16 protein-coding genes are annotated in these 12,630 nt (G+C 39.2%); 10 read left to right on the forward strand and 6 right to left on the reverse strand.

Translation table 11 applies throughout. The annotated features are described in order from the left end of the window. Positions 1–140 precede the first annotated feature (140 nt). Complete coding sequence (gene sbcB / locus WNY98_RS06300; RefSeq protein WP_342877413.1) at positions 141–1,592, reverse strand: exodeoxyribonuclease I; 1,452 nt, start codon at positions 1,590–1,592, stop codon at positions 141–143. A 138-nt stretch (positions 1,593–1,730) separates the two neighbouring features. Here sbcB and WNY98_RS06305 point away from each other — a divergent pair, with 138 nt between their 5' ends. Together WNY98_RS06305 and WNY98_RS06310 are read left to right on the forward strand one after the other, a co-directional pair. Continuing rightward, positions 1,731–2,948 carry a tyrosine-type recombinase/integrase gene (locus WNY98_RS06305; protein ID WP_337120177.1) on the forward strand — a complete coding sequence of 406 codons (1,218 nt, stop codon included), beginning with the start codon at positions 1,731–1,733 and terminating at the stop codon, positions 2,946–2,948. Between the two features lie 103 nt (positions 2,949–3,051). Beyond that, the gene (locus tag WNY98_RS06310) at positions 3,052–3,516 is read left to right on the forward strand and encodes a hypothetical protein (RefSeq protein ID WP_342877414.1); all 465 of its coding nucleotides are present in this window, start codon (positions 3,052–3,054) and stop codon (positions 3,514–3,516) included. Between the two features lie 44 nt (positions 3,517–3,560). On the opposite strand, the gene WNY98_RS06315 is transcribed toward WNY98_RS06310, so the two are convergent. The 4 genes from WNY98_RS06315 to WNY98_RS06330 form a co-directional block, all read right to left on the reverse strand. After that, positions 3,561–3,848, reverse strand: a complete 288-nt coding sequence (locus WNY98_RS06315) for a hypothetical protein (protein WP_342877415.1) — start codon at positions 3,846–3,848, stop codon at positions 3,561–3,563. 16 nt (positions 3,849–3,864) lie between these two features. Beyond that, a complete protein-coding gene (locus WNY98_RS06320) occupies positions 3,865–4,749 on the reverse strand; it encodes an NAD-dependent DNA ligase (protein WP_342877416.1) in 885 nt (294 codons plus the stop codon). A gap of 304 nt (positions 4,750–5,053) precedes the next feature. Then, positions 5,054–5,989: a hypothetical protein gene (locus tag WNY98_RS06325; RefSeq protein WP_157823349.1), complete on the reverse strand. Its 936-nt coding sequence runs from the start codon at positions 5,987–5,989 to the stop codon at positions 5,054–5,056. 13 nt (positions 5,990–6,002) lie between these two features. After that, positions 6,003–6,641: a S24 family peptidase gene (locus tag WNY98_RS06330; protein WP_337120181.1), complete on the reverse strand. Its 639-nt coding sequence runs from the start codon at positions 6,639–6,641 to the stop codon at positions 6,003–6,005. A gap of 131 nt (positions 6,642–6,772) precedes the next feature. Between WNY98_RS06330 and WNY98_RS06335 the strand changes: the two genes are divergently transcribed. The 3 genes from WNY98_RS06335 to WNY98_RS06345 are packed head-to-tail and all read left to right on the forward strand — an operon-like array spanning position 6,773 to position 7,753. Further along, positions 6,773–6,991 carry a YdaS family helix-turn-helix protein gene (locus tag WNY98_RS06335; protein ID WP_010553446.1) on the forward strand — a complete coding sequence of 73 codons (219 nt, stop codon included), beginning with the start codon at positions 6,773–6,775 and terminating at the stop codon, positions 6,989–6,991. Beyond that, positions 6,988–7,281: a hypothetical protein gene (locus WNY98_RS06340; RefSeq protein ID WP_342877417.1), complete on the forward strand. Its 294-nt coding sequence runs from the start codon at positions 6,988–6,990 to the stop codon at positions 7,279–7,281. The genes WNY98_RS06335 and WNY98_RS06340 overlap by 4 nt, the downstream gene beginning before the upstream one ends. Positions 7,282–7,291: 10 nt before the next feature. After that, positions 7,292–7,753 (forward strand): hypothetical protein, encoded by a 462-nt coding sequence (locus WNY98_RS06345; protein WP_342877418.1) that lies wholly within the window; start codon positions 7,292–7,294, stop codon positions 7,751–7,753. On the opposite strand, the gene WNY98_RS06350 is transcribed toward WNY98_RS06345, so the two are convergent. After that, on the reverse strand, positions 7,750–8,028 hold the full coding sequence (locus tag WNY98_RS06350) for a hypothetical protein (RefSeq protein ID WP_342877419.1): 279 nt from the start codon (positions 8,026–8,028) through the stop codon (positions 7,750–7,752). The genes WNY98_RS06345 and WNY98_RS06350 overlap by 4 nt on opposite strands. 98 nt (positions 8,029–8,126) lie before the next feature. On the opposite strand from WNY98_RS06350, the gene WNY98_RS06355 reads away from it, so the two are divergent. The 5 genes from WNY98_RS06355 (at position 8,127) to WNY98_RS06375 (ending at position 12,621) form a co-directional block, all read left to right on the forward strand. Beyond that, positions 8,127–8,540, forward strand: coding sequence for a hypothetical protein (locus tag WNY98_RS06355; protein WP_342877420.1), 414 nt, complete (start codon positions 8,127–8,129; stop codon positions 8,538–8,540). 9 nt (positions 8,541–8,549) lie between these two features. Then, positions 8,550–9,149 carry a DNA N-6-adenine-methyltransferase gene (locus WNY98_RS06360; protein WP_342877421.1) on the forward strand — a complete coding sequence of 200 codons (600 nt, stop codon included), beginning with the start codon at positions 8,550–8,552 and terminating at the stop codon, positions 9,147–9,149. A gap of 72 nt (positions 9,150–9,221) precedes the next feature. Beyond that, complete coding sequence (locus tag WNY98_RS06365; protein WP_342877422.1) at positions 9,222–9,515, forward strand: hypothetical protein; 294 nt, start codon at positions 9,222–9,224, stop codon at positions 9,513–9,515. Further along, positions 9,512–10,060, forward strand: a complete 549-nt coding sequence (locus WNY98_RS06370; protein WP_342877423.1) for a 3'-5' exoribonuclease — start codon at positions 9,512–9,514, stop codon at positions 10,058–10,060. Before WNY98_RS06365 ends, WNY98_RS06370 begins: the two co-directional genes overlap by 4 nt. Continuing rightward, complete coding sequence (locus WNY98_RS06375) at positions 10,060–12,621, forward strand: replication endonuclease (protein WP_342877424.1); 2,562 nt, start codon at positions 10,060–10,062, stop codon at positions 12,619–12,621. The genes WNY98_RS06370 and WNY98_RS06375 overlap by 1 nt, the downstream gene beginning before the upstream one ends. Positions 12,622–12,630 lie beyond the last annotated feature (9 nt).

Below are 12,630 nucleotides of genomic sequence, written 5' to 3' on the forward strand. Positions count from 1 at the left end.
ATAAATTTACGCCTGTTTTGTAGACGCTAAGCTTGCTGGCGTGATGGGCAAAGCCCATAAAAATTCAAACAATAAACGCGACGCTTAAATTACTATAGCGTCGCGCTTTTATATGCGTTGTATAAGCGTGTCTACACAAATTACATGCTTTGTGCGTAGTTATACAGCGCCTTTAAAATTGTAAGATTTTTTTCGCTATCGTCATGTTCATGCGCTAGGTTTTCAAGGGTGATCATAAAATCTTGCGCATTAATCGACGGTTGATCTTCCCCGTGCATTAGCTTGTTTTGGCAATACTGGCGCCATTGATCAAGTTCTTGCTGCTTTAGCGTTTCAGGCCAGTTACGGGCGCGGTATCTAAACAACAATGTATTAAACTTTTTATCTTCAAAGTCTAACTTCAACCCAGCTAACTCATCTGGTTTTGCATCACGAATAATCGCAAATTTAGCTTTATCGGCATGGCTTGTAAAACCATCGTAAAGTAAGTAGTCAACGTTAGTGGTTGCGCTGTAATCGCCTTGCTCGTTAAACACTTCGGTTACTTTATCACGAAGGTCGGTATTGGCTTTTAAAATAGCTAAGTTAGCTAAGCATTGCTCGCGGTCAATCCCAAGGCGGGCGGCGTTTTCAGGCAATAATGTTTTAGCTGGGGCTAAAATAGGGCACTTGTTTAAATGCACCAGTTTTAAGCCAACAGGTAATTCACCCTCGGCTAAATCAACACGTTTGGTGTATAAGCGTTTGCGTAACTCTTCTACGTTTAAATCAATGAGTACTTGCGGGTTTTGGGTTAAATCAAAACAAATAACCGCGTTTTTATTTACCGGATGAAAGCTCATTGGTGCAACCCAGCTTGTACAGCCTTGTGTTGCAGGTATGCGCGACGTGGTATGCACCAGCGGCGTCATGTTAAATACATCAACCAATTCAGCAAGGGCTTTTTTATTACGCAGCCCAAAAAAGAAGTTATATAGCTTTGGCTGTTTTTCTTTTATTAGCTTAGCCAGTGCAATAGTGGCGGTTACATCGCTTAGTGCATCATGCGCTGCGGCGTGTTCAATACCATTGGCTACGGTTAAATGTTCTAGCTTAAAGCTTGGGCTGCCGTCTTCTTTTAACGGCCATTCAATACCTTCAGGACGCAGCGCATAACAAGCACGTACTAAATCTATAATATCCCATCGGCTATTGTTATTTTTGTATTCACGCTCGTATGGGTCGTAAAAGTTACGGTAAAAGCTATAACGGCTTACTTCGTCATCAAACCGAATACTGTTATAACCGGCAACACAGGTGTTTGGTACACTAAATTCGGCATGAATTTTTGCTATAAACTCAGCTTCAACTAAGCCTTTTTTCATCGCTACTTGTGGCGTAATACCCGTAATTAAACATGCCTCAGGGTGAGGCAAGTAATCCGCTTGCGGCTTACAATATTCAATAAGCGGCTCGCCAATTATATTTAAATCAAGATCGGTACGAATACCCGCAAATTGGCTCGGCTTATCCTTTTGAGGGCTCGCCCCCCAAGTCTCGTAGTCGTGCCAATAGATTGTTGCTTGATTCTCTTGATAGCTTTCATTATTCATTCTATGTCTTAGCCCTTTATATTTACGGGTTATTAGCGCTACTCAGTTTCTTTTTGTATTTTCGAGTTTCTTGTAATTGGCGCATTGTGTGTATAGTATTGTGTATAAATTTTTTGCTAACTGTGTATAAAAAATTAAATGGCGATCAGTGACACCAAATTAAGAAAGCTGCTAGGTAAAAATCAAACACCGTGCGTATTATCGCATAGAGATAGTTTAAGTGTAAGGGTATCAGCTAAGGGGACCATCACTTGGCAATACCGTTGTCGTGTTGATACTAAGCAGGTAATTATTACGCTAGGGCGTTATCCTGGGCTAAGCATTAAAGAAGCACAAGACTATATACCGCTTTTTCAAAATTGGTTGAGCCAGGGTAAAGACCCACGCCTAGAACTTAAGCTTATGCGTAACAATGCCAAGGGCTTGCCTACAATGGCAGAAGTTGCTGCAACGTGGCTAGATAAAAAAGTACCCGACCTAAAAGAAAAAACACAAATTTTATACACAAACCAAGTCAGTAAATGGATTGTACCAATACTTAATGATAAAAATATGCCACTTGATTTAATGACCATTAAAGATTGGATAACCTACTTTGATGACGTAAAAAAATTAGGTAGCGCTAAAACAGCCGGCACTATCTTAGTGCGTATTAAATCGATTATTGGCTGGGCTGAAAAACGCGGCGAAGTTAAGCCATTTAATCCCGTACTTACATTAAATATAAATGATATCGGTGAACAAGCATCAGTTGGCCAGCGAGTTATGCGCTTTGATGAAATTGCAAAGCTTTGGATACAAATAGAAAGCTCAAAAGCTACACCCGCAACTAAAGCATGCCTTCAGCTAATTTATATAACAGGGGCTAGGCAATCAGAGGTTCGTTTAGCCAAATGGGAGCATTTCGACTTTGAAAACAACATTTGGACGGTACCGCCCGAAAACTCAAAAACAAATAAAGCCATCCGCAGGCCTATTTCAACCAAGATGAAAAGCATATTAAATACGCTTGCAATGATATACGGCCGAAATGGCTATTTAATACCTGGCGGTAATCCACATAAACCAATGACCACCCACAGCATTAATCGCTATTGCTGTAGAATGTGGGATCACTTGTTTACTAAGTATAAAATACCCAAGTTTCTACCGCACGATGCACGTCGCTCAATATCTACATTGTTAAGTGAAAACGGTATAGCGCCGCACGTAACCGAAAAAATGCTAGGTCACACAATGCGGGGTGTAATGGCTGTATACAACAAACATGATTGGATAAAAGAACAGGCCGAAGCCTACGAGTTATATTGCCAGCTGATTGATGATGCAATAATATCTAAGCTTCAAAATAAGTGATTTAATAATCTTTTTATTGTTACCACCCCGCTCAATCAATAATAGCGACCTTCAGGGTGAGCTAGATTAAATGCAATGTTTTAATGTGTAATAAGGTTCAATTATGTTCGAATGGCTCTGTTCAATTTTTGTGGAAAAAGCTCAACAAGCACAATTAATAACAATCGTTATTACTGCCGCAATGGCGATAGTGGTCGTTTTACTAAATCAGTACTTTTTAACAAAACGAGCAAGAAAAGAAATATATATAAAAAAAATAGAAGAGTTTCATTCTTTAATTATTGAATATGAGATTGCTGGTAATAGATTGATTCATTCATATTATGCTCATCGTTATGAGCATGAAGGTATAATGCAGTACGGTGAAACAATAGATAATGCAATTGTTAAGATGCAGATGATAATAGAACTTTATTTTCCATCTGTAAATTTTGAAGAAAACGAATATAGAAGTTTATTTGACTCTCTGCACACATTAAATTACAAAAAAGCAGGTGATAAAGTCAAAAGTAATGCTAGATCACTTAAAGGGAAGTCAAAAACCCTAATGAGAAGGCATAAACATTAGCAATCAATTAGCCCGCACTTAGCGGGCTTTTTAGTGATTGTAATTTATCTAAATCTATCAGCTACCTCTACCACTAGTTGATCACGCATCACAACACTACTTAGTTCGGGTAAATGGAGAATATCTTCAACTCGACGAACATCAGCTAGTGTAGGCTGAAAACTTTCAGCAAATTGAGTTTTAAAAAACCGCTCTATGAAATAGAGAACTTCATAGCCTTCGTCTTTATCAATTCTTATACGATCTTGAACTCCAGTGTATTCACCATCACCATTATCTCTCTTCCAGGTATAATTATACTTTAAGTTTGAGCGCGGTATTTTTCCATTCATTCGTTATTCCTTATTTTCAGTGAGTTAAAGAAGACCAGTTTTCTTCAGTAATTATTAACGTAGTGCAGCCTTTTTGCTGGTTCATTAAGGCTTGTTCAATCTTACGACCGTGACTGCTAAAGCGCCAATCCGGGCTAGCCAAACTGCCAATTACCAACAAATCTAAATATTGAGTTACATCCTTTATTGGTTTGATCCCTAAGTCTTTAGCTTGTTTTTGCAAGGTTGCACGGCTTCCAATTAAAAACTTACCAGTAAAACAAATTGTTTCTATGTTAGCAGGCAAGCAATCTAAAGGCTGGGCACAAAACTCAGTAGACATACCAGCAGCGGCGCCAGTTTCTAAAAACTGCTGACCAGCAATCATTTTGCAAGTTTGGGTTAAATCAGCCAATTCCTCTGCATCAACAATATTATCCGCTAAAATATCAGTAAGCTTTTTATGAAGCACATTGCCCGGCCAACATTCAACAGCCTTAGGGTTATCATTAAGCCAATTTACAAGGCTAGTCATTTCATCAAGGGTCACTATATTGTCAGCACTAATACCAGATACAAAACCAAGTAACTCATTAGTTAAGTCTTCAACGCATTGAGGAGCAAGCACCCCGTATTCAATAATATCTTCAATTTGTGCTTGAAGGTCAGCCAATTCATCAGCCGTAATTATTCCATCAGCAACAATATCATCAATATTATCAAGTAAATCCAACACATCCCCGTCACGTTCTAATTGTCTATGTGACTTTATCCAAGTGCTTAAAAATATTAATTCAAGTTCATTTAGCTGCTTATCAGCTATTAAGCCTTTTAAAATGCCTTGCAAAGAAAGAAGTGATTTAGCTACATTTTGAGCGAGGTTAAAGTTAGTTGCGGTTGGTTGTCCGTGTTTATCAAGCATAGTTAAATCCATCTAAATATTAATGTTAGTTTAATATAAGGTAAATTATAAACTTAGTGGTACTGTGTATTTTTACAGCAATGATATTAATAAGAAGCCAAACAACAAAAAGCCCGCATTAGCGGGCTTTTAAATATCTAAACTGTTGGGCTATGGCCCTGTAAACTCACTTGATTTCATAACAACCTCCAAAGATTTAACGGTGTCGCACTAATGTCGCACCAAATAAGGCTTGTATTGAGTATATGACAACAGATCATAACTATCAATATTAATTAAATACTAATTAAATACTAATTAAATACTAATCAGGTAGTTTCCAGCTTTCAAAATGGACAATAATTTTTTCACCCGGGGTGCAAGAGCCTACTTTAAAATTATGTGAGCGGCCAGGTTGAATTTGAAAAGATACATCAGCATCATTAGGTATGCCCACCCGGAAATCTATAGCGTATTGTGTTTCATTGTGAAGCGTCACATCTTGGCTTTCGGTATAACGTGGTGGTGTAAACCTTAAAGATTCTTTAATAGGTTGCCAAAGCCATGCTGACGTTTGATAACTTACAACTTCACCAGGTGATAATTTTAATGAAAATGTTTCCGAAAATTCAGGGCTCGATGTTGTTATAGGATAAGCACCACTAAGAATATGTTGGTTTTTACTAGGATCTTCAAGATTAGATAAGATCGATATATCGTTCACTTCACCTATTAAGTCTCCATCTACTTTTACTGGGTCAGATTTAACACCAAATGACATTGAATCAGTTGCATAATGATGGTTGTTATGGATATTTTTTATAATACAGTTAGTTCTCGACATCACCTTAACAGTTTCATTTTCTTCAGAAATCTCTTTAATAGTAATAATTCGGCTAGTAACAGGGCTAATACACGCTAAAGCCGAAACCTTACTCGCCAGAAACCTTCCTAAAGTTGAGTCCGCGTCAGCATCAGGAAAAATGTACTCTATTTTAGTTGCCAATTTCTCTTCTTCTGGCCTCTTAATTGAAATGATAGTGATGGCTAAACCCACTACGGTAAAGAAAATTAGGCTATCTAAAGCTGATGCAGCATAAGAAATAGAAAAATTAGATGGTTTCCATTGGATTCCATTAATATGGTTCATTATCGAAGGGCAAAGAGTTCTAGTGTAAATGAGCCACCCTAGTACCCACAGAAGATAAACACCCGCAGATAGACATAATATTTTCCAATACCGTTTAAAAAAACTATTCATAACAATTCCTTGTTTATAACGACTTACCTGTAAATATGACCTTACCTACTAGTGTGCAATTACCATTAATTGGGATTAATTGCTCTGGCCAGTTGGGGTTGGCGGCTTTTAGGAACTTGTGACCATTTTCGATAATTAGCTGTTTAAAAGTGGCTTGGTTGTCGTCGTCTAGGCGGGCTACTACGTATGAGCCGTGGATGCATTCAGCTTCAGGGTCTACAAAAATTAAATCACCTTCATCAAACTTTGGCTCCATGCTAATACCTTGCACTTTTAAAACAAAGGTTAGGTCACTGCAATTAACAGGGCACATAAAACGTTCTGCGTCGTAGGCTTTAATCTCACTTATTTCTGACCAAGCACCGGCTTGCACCCAGCTGATAAGTGGGGCTGTGGCTTTAATTGCTGGTCCTGGCACAACGTTGTTATTTATATTTTTTGCATCACTCTGGATTTCGCCAATTCCAAATAGTAAATATTCTGGAGTGCAATTGAGTGCTTGGGCGAGAGCATCAATCTTACGAGGGCGTTTAGTTTCGCCTGATTCAATATTATGAATAGAGTTTTGTGCTAAACCCGCAATTAAGCCTAGCTGTGCTTGAGTCATTCCCAACTGAACACGTCTTTTTTCTACTCTTTTTCCTAAATCCATTTTTTAAATTCCTAATATTAAAATCGCTTAAAGTGATATTTACTGATTATTGCCTTTTTATTTTATTTTGTCTAATCAGTTAAATTGATATCTATTATCGGTTTAATTGATAAATACTGCTTGGAGGAAATATGAGTGCCGTAGCGAAAGCAATAGAAATAATTGGTGGGCAAACAAAAGCCGCCAGGTTGTTAAGTACAAAACAAAACATCATTTGGTACTGGATTAACCGTCATTGCCAAGCCCCAGCGAAATACATTCCACGTATTTCAGAACTAACTAACGGTGAAATATCGGTAAACGATTTATTAGCCGATCATCAAAAAAGCAAAAAGGAAGATGCAGCATGAGCACTGAACAACAAATTATTTTATTAGATATTCATCCAGATGCTAAAGCTGTGCTGTTTGCACTACTACAAGAAAACAACCAACTACGCACTGAGCTTGAAGAGCAAAAAGACCGTCTAGTTAGCACCGTTGAGGCATGCGAGGTATTGGGATGTGCGCGTAAAAAGTTTTGGATTTTGTCGAAGTTGCCTGATTTTCCTAAATCAATTCAGTTTGGCAAAACCAATCATTACCGCTTAAACGAGCTAATTAAATTTAGAACGCAACATCAGCAAAGCCAAGATAACTAGGAGTAGTGAGATGACGACTGAAAAAGATCGATTATTGAACGTTGTGTTGAGCGATGATTATGAAATGCCAGATTTCATAGTGAAAGATATTGAATCCGTAGAAAAGCGAATTAAAAATGCCGCTGGTGATAATGAGCAAATCGAGTGTTTGAATACACGATTAGAAGAACTTCAAGTAATGGCTGTTTCTCAACTAAGAATTAAAAAATTAGAAGTAATCTTTGAAGGCTTATTACCTTACGAAGAGGGGTTTTCTGGTCGAGCATTAGGGTTAGCTATTGCTGCTTATTTTAACGTTATTAAAAAACAACCGAAACCACTTAGTAAATTTGTTGATTTACCAGTGACGGAACAAGCCGTAGCTATTGTGAATGCCATCACATATTCAAAAGCATTAGAAGGCAACGAAGAGAAAGCAGCCAAATTAAATCGTTTTATAAAAGGGCTGCTTGATGTTGAGTCGGCTATTTAGTTTGTAAGGCCAACGGTAGTTTGAATTGAAGTATCTAATTCTAGTTCTTTTAAAAATTCAACGCCGTTTTGAGTAATTACATAGTGTTCGTTATCAGCCGCAAGCGCTACGTATTTTTCAAAGGTTAAAAAAGCTAACGTGCCAATTACTGCTTTATCCGGCTGTTTGAATAAAACAGCTTCAGGAAATGCTCCACGTAAGTTTGTAAGCACATAAATTGCGGCTTTATTAAATTCGACATTATCAATTAATGAATCAGATTGGTGATTAAACATAAGGTTTTCCTCTTTGTTTCGGTTTGTGAATATTTCGCACTTGCAACATACCAGAACAAAGAGGGTTTTTACATAAATTAGAGTGAGGTTAATAAGTTATGGCAAATGCAGCATTAGAAATTGCAAAAAAACGCGATATTACAGGCGTAAATAAACAGCCTGAAAAAACCCAGTTAAAAGTTGTTAATGTAAAACCAACACCAAAAGGACTTACTGAAATTAGAGGGCTATTTAACATCGATCGTCATACCGCTGAATATGTGTATACGCACTTGAGTAAACCGCAGCAAGTAATTGTGTGTTATTCGGCAGGACTATCTAAAAGTGATTTAGAAAGGAGCTATCACCAATTTGACCGTGAAAAGCGACTTAAAATACATCAAGCTATTTTGCAGCTTCAAGAAATAGTAACTGCTTTTGTTGATGCTAATGCCATGACACCAAGCCGTTTTTTACAAAAGCGAGATTTTAGCATTGCTAAAAATACTCAAAAAACAGAACAAGCACATTAGGGATTAGCCATGACACCTGATCAACTAATCAACCAAGACAGTGGCAATGTTGAGTTTTATACGCCCGCTAAAGTGTTGAAGTATGTGCACCAAATGTTTCCAGTTATTGATTTAGACCCTGCAAGTTGTTCAGTGGCTAACAAGTCAGTAAAAGCAATGTGTTACTTAACTAAAGAAGACGATGCATTAACACGCAATTGGATAGCTAATACTGTTTGGTTAAATCACCCATTCAATAAAGGTGAAATAGCATGTAAGCCAAAGTGCGTTAAAAAAATATGTAACGACCCTGCTTACAGCAAGTACCGTGGCCATTGCATTACCGAAGACATAGCCAGCAACGGCGATTGGATTGACTATTACTTAGACCAATATGCACAAGGTAATTTTAAAGAAGCAATGAACATTACCTTTGTTAATAGCTCAGAGGCATGGTGCCAAAAGTTATTAAACGCAGGTTTAAGCTGTTTTATTGATGGTCGTACGCACTTTAATGATGCACAAGGCAATGTAAAAAAAGGCGCACCCAAAGGCTGTTTTATTACTTACCTTGGTGATAGGCCAAACAAGTTCCGCGCAATATTCTCAGCGCTTGGAGTAGTGAAGTAATGAAACTACGCACACAGCAACACATTCTCAGTAAATCTACACCAATAATTTAACCCCAAAGGACGACTAAAAATGAACACTATCAAAGACCAAGATCTATTTAAAAAACAGAACTTAGTAAGGAATATCATTGAACACGCTATCGACCAAGCCAATTTTACTATTCGCAATTTAAACAAACGCCCAACAGTTGCAATGCTTATGGAGTGTGAAAACTGCCTAACTGACTTTTTGCCAATAGTGAGAATGATTGTTGATGTACATGATGTATACGCGCCAGTTTACGACCAAATGGCTATGGTACTTGATGCGGCACAGATACATGGCGAACCTGAGCTGATCGAGTTAGAAGGTGGTGCAGCATGAACAATGTGATGGTGCATTTAACTCGTTTAGATAATCGTCCGAGCGCCATGATCGTTGAAATTGCGGCGGTATTTTTTGACCCAAAAACAGGTGTAATTGGCGCTGAATTTCACGATGTTATATCGCCAGAAAAGCAAGACCGATTAGGCACTGCAACAGCCGCGTTTAACTCACAGTGGGGACATTACTTACGTACCAATTACCCTGATGATGAAGGCTTAGGCACAGATATTAACTTTGCCTTGTATGAGTTTATTGATTGGTTGAGCCAAATTGAAGTAATGGCAGACCGTGTTATGTGGTCAGCAGGTAATGACTTTTCAGATTGCGGTTTACTGCACCAACTGATTTTAGATTACATGGGTAAAAACCCAGAACATAGAACAGGCCGCTTTTGGTGTGCTGACAAAGTTAATGATATACAAACTTTATTTAATTTAATCGGCTATACCCAAGAACCTAATTGGCCCGCTATACATGCAACAGACATTGTGAAGTTAAAAGCCAAAGCGGTTAGCGATATAAAGCAGGCGCTTAAACTGTAATGGCTAACCCAATCCCGCTCGACCTTGAAACCCTTAGACTATCTGGTATAGCTAAGGGTTTAATTTCGTCTATAAGCGATATAGACGACCACAACTTTTTAGCACGTGGTTTGCAGAGTGTGCCAGTGCCTTTACAAAGTCGTATGGCCCGTAAGTACATAGACCGCTACAACCAAAAAAAGGTGGGTAGCCAATACCGCGCTAATACATGGCTGCGCCGCACTATTGCCAGGTTAAAACCGCGCTTTGGTGTGCTGTTTAGTATTACTCAAAATATGCCATTGCCATGGCATATTTTAAGCAGTATTGAAAAAACCAAAAAGCACGCAGGCACACTCGCTATGGAGTGTGTGCAAATTACCCTTGATGTAAGCGAAGAACACCAGCGGCTAAACTACGAAAAACAAGTGCGCCATACTTACGAAGCTGTAAGCGATTATGCAAAGTCTTTTGGTGTGAACGTGCCATTTTATAGCATGCGTGAAGATGACTTACCGCAAGAATGCTTTGAAATTGCGTTGCTTAAAATGCAGTGCGATAAGTGGTGGGCTCGCCAACTAAAAACCCTGCGAAAACAGTTTTTAGAATTGCTAGAAATTGCCACGGGCCAAGTAGGGCGAGATTTATACTACGACAAAAAAAGCAAAAAGCCTAAACGTCGTGGTATTAGCCCGTATTCATCAAAACAAGCACAACGCGAATTTAGCTTTGCCCAAGCAAGTGGCCGCCAGTTTTTAGAAATGATGGAACTGCAAAGCAGTGACGGCGATGTAATTGATCTAATTGAAGCCGTAAAAAGCGGCATGGCAAACCCCGCTAACCGCCGTAATGAATTGATGCTACGAATACGTGAAACCGAAGAACTGGCCGATGAAATGGGCTATGTTGCTATGTTTTATACTATTACTTGCCCTGCGCGTTTTCATGCCAATGCAAGTACGTGGGATGGTTCAACACCTAAAGATGCCCAAAATTATTTAACTACTACGTGGGCACGTGCACGTTCCAAATTAAACCGCCGCGACCTTAAATATTTTGGTGTACGTGTGGTAGAACCCCATGCTGACGGTTGCCCGCATTGGCACATGATGTTATTCATGCCAAAAAATAAGCTTCAAGAAATCAACGCTATTTTGCGTTGGTACTTTATCCAAGAGGATAAAACCGAGCTTTACGATCGTTACGGCCCTGAGCTTACTCGAGCAAAAGTATTCAACAAATTTGTAGATATAAACACTCACGGCACACACATAAAAACGGTTGAGGCGTGTGTTAAGTACCGTGCGCACACCGAGAAAACCCACTTATTTAAACTGTACAAAAAAAAGCGCAGTGAGTACGGCTTTGCTAAAAAGAAGGCTAACGAAGTAGCTATGCAGCGCAATAAAGAAGATGCCGAAAAAGCCAAAGCAGAGAACAGAGAGCCTAAAAAATTTAAGGCTAAAAACCACAAAGCGCCTACCAAATTTTACCGCACATTTAGCCCACGCTTTGACGCTGTAAAGTTAGATAAAAGCAAGGGCAGTGCAGCCAGCTATATCGCTAAATACATCAGTAAAAACATTGATGGTTATATGCTTAGCGACCATGTTGACGCTGACACAGGCGAAAACTTGCAAGAGCAAGCCAACCCTGTTTTAGCTTGGGCTAGCACATGGAACATTCGCCAGTTTCAGTTTCAGGGGTCACCAAGCGTTACGGTTTACCGCGAGCTTCGCCGTATGCGCACCGCTGTAAAAGACGAAGTAATAGAGCCTATTCGCTACGCTGCAGATAACGCTAACTGGAAAGACTACGTAAAACTACAGGGCGGTATGTGTATTGGCCGCGCCGCTAACTTTAAATCAATGTATGAAGCCACCCCAATGGGTAACGACTACGCCGAAGTAGTACGCCGTATAAAAGGCGTTATTACTAATACTGATTACAAAGCAACGCTTACACGCTTGTTTTATAACGTGCATAACGTAATTACAGATACTAGCTTAAAAACCCGTTTAATCGAATGGACCAGGCAACTCAAAGGTACAGCAGAGAAAATTGCAGCTAAGGCTAGCACCAACGCCGACGCAGGAGGCCTATCTTGGTCTAGTGGTAATAACTGTACGCCTATAGCCGTGGGCTCTAGCGCCGAGTTAATACTAGATATGATCGGGTGTGACAAAAAGGACATTGAAGAGGTTAAAAAGGATCTGATTGCAGGTAAAAGGATCGTGAGAAACGGCCATATTTACCAAGTAAGAGACGGCCAACTTCAAGTTTTAGATGAAAACGCCCAATTAAAACAAAATAAGCAACTCGATATTGAATACCGAGCAAAAGCATTTGCCCAAAAATCGGGTAGCTGGCACGTAACAGAGGATCATTGGAAACAAGCCCGCGAACTCGTAGACCTTGTTTATCAATATGCAGAGCTAGAAGGGCGCCAAGCGCTTAATACAACTACAAACGAAAACGGCCTAGTGACAATTGGTGATTGGGACTTAGTTACTTTAGTTAAACAAGGCAGTGCGTCAGCAATCAGCAGTAACGATTGGTGGTCAACCGACTTAATGGCCTAAATGTACCCG

This window comes from Pseudoalteromonas sp. AS71, from assembly GCF_038900275.1.
Classification (GTDB): Bacteria; Pseudomonadota; Gammaproteobacteria; order Enterobacterales; family Alteromonadaceae; genus Pseudoalteromonas.

Coding starts and splice junctions, on each gene's coding strand:
- sbcB (WP_342877413.1), bottom strand. CDS start 1,592: ATGAATAATGAAAGCTATCAAGAGAATCAAGCAACAATCTATTGGCAC.
- WNY98_RS06305 (WP_337120177.1), top strand. CDS start 1,731: ATGGCGATCAGTGACACCAAATTAAGAAAGCTGCTAGGTAAAAATCAA.
- WNY98_RS06310 (WP_342877414.1), top strand. CDS start 3,052: ATGTTCGAATGGCTCTGTTCAATTTTTGTGGAAAAAGCTCAACAAGCA.
- WNY98_RS06315 (WP_342877415.1), bottom strand. CDS start 3,848: ATGAATGGAAAAATACCGCGCTCAAACTTAAAGTATAATTATACCTGG.
- WNY98_RS06320 (WP_342877416.1), bottom strand. CDS start 4,749: ATGCTTGATAAACACGGACAACCAACCGCAACTAACTTTAACCTCGCT.
- WNY98_RS06325 (WP_157823349.1), bottom strand. CDS start 5,989: ATGAATAGTTTTTTTAAACGGTATTGGAAAATATTATGTCTATCTGCG.
- WNY98_RS06330 (WP_337120181.1), bottom strand. CDS start 6,641: ATGGATTTAGGAAAAAGAGTAGAAAAAAGACGTGTTCAGTTGGGAATG.
- WNY98_RS06335 (WP_010553446.1), top strand. CDS start 6,773: ATGAGTGCCGTAGCGAAAGCAATAGAAATAATTGGTGGGCAAACAAAA.
- WNY98_RS06340 (WP_342877417.1), top strand. CDS start 6,988: ATGAGCACTGAACAACAAATTATTTTATTAGATATTCATCCAGATGCT.
- WNY98_RS06345 (WP_342877418.1), top strand. CDS start 7,292: ATGACGACTGAAAAAGATCGATTATTGAACGTTGTGTTGAGCGATGAT.
- WNY98_RS06350 (WP_342877419.1), bottom strand. CDS start 8,028: ATGTTTAATCACCAATCTGATTCATTAATTGATAATGTCGAATTTAAT.
- WNY98_RS06355 (WP_342877420.1), top strand. CDS start 8,127: ATGGCAAATGCAGCATTAGAAATTGCAAAAAAACGCGATATTACAGGC.
- WNY98_RS06360 (WP_342877421.1), top strand. CDS start 8,550: ATGACACCTGATCAACTAATCAACCAAGACAGTGGCAATGTTGAGTTT.
- WNY98_RS06365 (WP_342877422.1), top strand. CDS start 9,222: ATGAACACTATCAAAGACCAAGATCTATTTAAAAAACAGAACTTAGTA.
- WNY98_RS06370 (WP_342877423.1), top strand. CDS start 9,512: ATGAACAATGTGATGGTGCATTTAACTCGTTTAGATAATCGTCCGAGC.
- WNY98_RS06375 (WP_342877424.1), top strand. CDS start 10,060: ATGGCTAACCCAATCCCGCTCGACCTTGAAACCCTTAGACTATCTGGT.